The 2872-nt window shown below is 75.5% G+C and carries 2 protein-coding genes and 1 pseudogene; all 3 read right to left on the bottom strand.

Annotation, left to right across the window (positions count from 1 at the left end):
- Positions 1–462, bottom strand: a pseudogene (locus I4I78_RS31625) (molybdopterin-binding protein); the annotation flags it as partial.
- Between the two features lie 73 nt (positions 463–535).
- On the bottom strand, positions 536–781 hold the full coding sequence (locus tag I4I78_RS31620) for a glutaredoxin family protein (protein WP_218615178.1): 246 nt from the start codon (positions 779–781) through the stop codon (positions 536–538).
- Between the two features lie 26 nt (positions 782–807).
- On the bottom strand, positions 808–2385 hold the full coding sequence (locus I4I78_RS31615) for an AMP-binding protein (protein WP_218615177.1): 1578 nt from the start codon (positions 2383–2385) through the stop codon (positions 808–810).
- Positions 2386–2872: the final 487 nt, after the last annotated feature.

Here is a 2872-nt window from a genome sequence, read left to right as displayed (position 1 = left end):
CTGCCGCCCGGCCCGCAGCGCGAGGCGGTGCAGCCGCCGGAACGCCCACACCGCGGCGAACAGGGCCGCGGCCGGGGCGAGCAGGTCCAGCGGGCCGAACGAGGACCCGGTGGCGACCGCGGCCACCCCGAGCACACCCAGCCCGGCCAGCACGCCGGCACCCGGGCGCTCGTCGCGGCGCGAGACCAGCCCTGCGACGGCGCCGATCGCCACCAGCAGCACCACGATGCCGGCGATCAGGACGGCCTTGTCCGCGGTGCCGAACGTCGAGGTCGCGAACTCCACCACCGGCCGCGGGGACAGCCCGATCACCCGGTCCCCCACCGCCAGCAACGGCGCCGACGACGGCGAGACCACCCCGGCGACGAGCTGCCCGAGCCCGACGCCGAGCGCGGTGCCGGCCAGGCCGATCCCGGCCGCCGGCCCGGCCGCGATCTGCGGGGCCGCGGGGGCCGTGGGCACGGGAGGGGAGGTCGTCGACGTCACGGGAGGCCTTCGCTACGGGATCACCCGCCGGTTCGCCGGGCCCCACCCATCATGCGCCTCCGAGAGCGGCGCGGAGCCGGTCCTCCTCGACCCGCCAGAAGCCGTGCTCGCGGCCGTCGACCAGGACCACCGGGACCCGGTCGCCGTACTCGGCGCGCAGCTCCGGGTCGGTGTCGACGTCGACGGTGTCCCAGGGCACGGACAGCTCGCCACAGATCCGCGCCACGTCGGACCCGGCGACGTCGCAGAGGTGGCAGCCCTCGCGGGTCAGCACCCGGACCGTGTGCGCGCTCACACCCGGCCCGCTCGTGTCCGCGCCGGTCACATCTGGGCCAACGTGCGGCGGGCGATCTTGCCGGTCGGTGTGCGGGGCAGCTCGTCGGCGAAGGTGACCACGGCCGGGCGCTTGAAACGGGCCAGCCGGGCCGTGCAGTGCTCGTGCACCTGCTCCTGCGTCAGCCCGGAACCCGGCGCGGTCACCACGACGGCCTTCACCGCGGCGCCGGTGCGGTCGTCCGGGATCCCGACGACGGCGACCTCGGCCACCGCGTCCAGCTCGCCGATCACCTGCTCCACCTCGCGGGGGTAGACGTTGAACCCGTTCACGATCACCAGGTCCGACGAGCGGTCCACCAGGTGCAGGTCCCCGTCGGCGTCGAGGTAGCCGACGTCGGCGGTGCGGAACCAGCCGTCGTCGTCCGGGCCGCCGGAGCCGTCCGGCCAGTAGCCGGAGAACAGGTTCGGGCCGCGCAGGGCGATCAGTCCGGTGTCGTCGGAGGGGTCCGAGCCGTCGTCGATCGGGTCGTCGGTGTCGTCCGGCTCCGGCTCGTCGGTCACCAGCGGGGCACCGTCGGAGTCGACCAGGCGCATCTCGATCCCGGGCAGCGGCCGTCCGACCGAGCCCGGCTTCGGGGGGCGCCCCAGGTCGTTCGTGGTGATCACCGGGCTGCCCTCGGAGAGCCCGTAGCCCTCGTGCAGGGACAGCCCGGTCGCCTCGTGGAACGCGGTCAGCCACGCCGTCGGCAGCGGCGCGCCGCCGGAGGTGCACAGCCGGACACCGCCGAGGGCCTCGCGCAGCTGCGGCGCCGGCACGTCGAGCAGGGCCCGGAACATCGACGGCACCCCGGCCAGCACGCTGACCCGCGAGGACACCAGCACCTCGGCCGTACGCGGGGGGTCGAACCGCCCCGGCAGCACGACGGTCGCCCCGGCCCAGCAGACCTGCAGCAGGCCGGCGGCCAGCCCGTAGACGTGGAACAGCGGCAGCGCGAGCAGCACCCGGTCGGTCGGGGTGACCGGGGCCGGGCGCAGCGCCGCGGCCTGCTCCCGGTTGGCCAGCAGGGCGCGGTGCGAGAGCTGCACCCCGCGGGGGCGCCCGGTGGTGCCGGAGGTGAACACCAGGACCGCCAGCGCCTCGCCGCCCCACTCCTCCGGCGTCCCGGGATCCTCCGGCCCGTCGGGCGCGGGAGCCGCACCCGGCACCGGCGGGCCGAGCACCTGCGCACCGGCCTCCACCGCCGCCTCCGCGGTGACCGTCTCGGTCTCCTCGGCGACCACCACGGACGGCCCGGCCTGCGAGAAGATGACGTCCAGCTCGCGGCGCACGGAACCCGGGCCGACCGGTACCGCCACCGCGTCCGCGCGCATCGCGCCGAACAGCGCGACGCAGAACCCGGTGTCGTCCGGCAGCGCGATCACCACCCGGTCGCCCGGCCGGACCCCGGCCGCGCGCAGGCGGGACGCCTCCGCCGACGCCGCGGCGTCGAAGGCGGACCACGTCAGCGTCGTCCCGGCGGCCACGTCGACGATCGCGTCGGAGTCCGGGCGATCCGCGGCGGCCCGCGTGAGCAGGTCCGCGACGTGCACCGGAGCCGCGTGTCCGGGGCCGGAACTCTGCACGATGGAACTCCTCTACGGGGGATCTGCTCGCCGACGGGTGCAGTCTCCCAAAGCCGTCGGGGAGGCCCGGCCCCGGCGTGTCGGCGGCGACCGATAGCGTGCGCACCCGTGAGGCCCGACACGTTCCGCACCGCTCGTCGCCCCACACGCCCCGCTCTCGAGCGGACACGCTGAGCTACTAGTGCACTGACCGCGCGTGACCGTCCACTCATCGGACAGCGGGCACGGTAAACGGCGGCGAGTGTGATCGGGCACCTGATCACGTCGTATGCTCCGCCGCTACATGAGGTTCAACGCGTGAGCCACCGGTTCGACGCGCGTCTCACCCGAGGGAGTGGCATGCAGCTAGTCGCCAGCGCACCGCCGGCCCAGCCGCGTTGCGATGACCGTTGCCGACCTCTCCGGGATTCATGACACGGCCGATGCGACCGCAGCGGCTTCTCCGCCCGCACGTCCGCCCCGACGTCCGCGCCGAGCCACGGGCCAC

This window comes from Pseudonocardia sp. KRD291 (assembly GCF_019263595.1).
Lineage (GTDB): Bacteria > Actinomycetota > Actinomycetes > Mycobacteriales > Pseudonocardiaceae > Pseudonocardia.
Note: the sequence above shows the minus strand (reverse complement) of the source record. Positions and strands in the feature narration are given on the sequence as shown.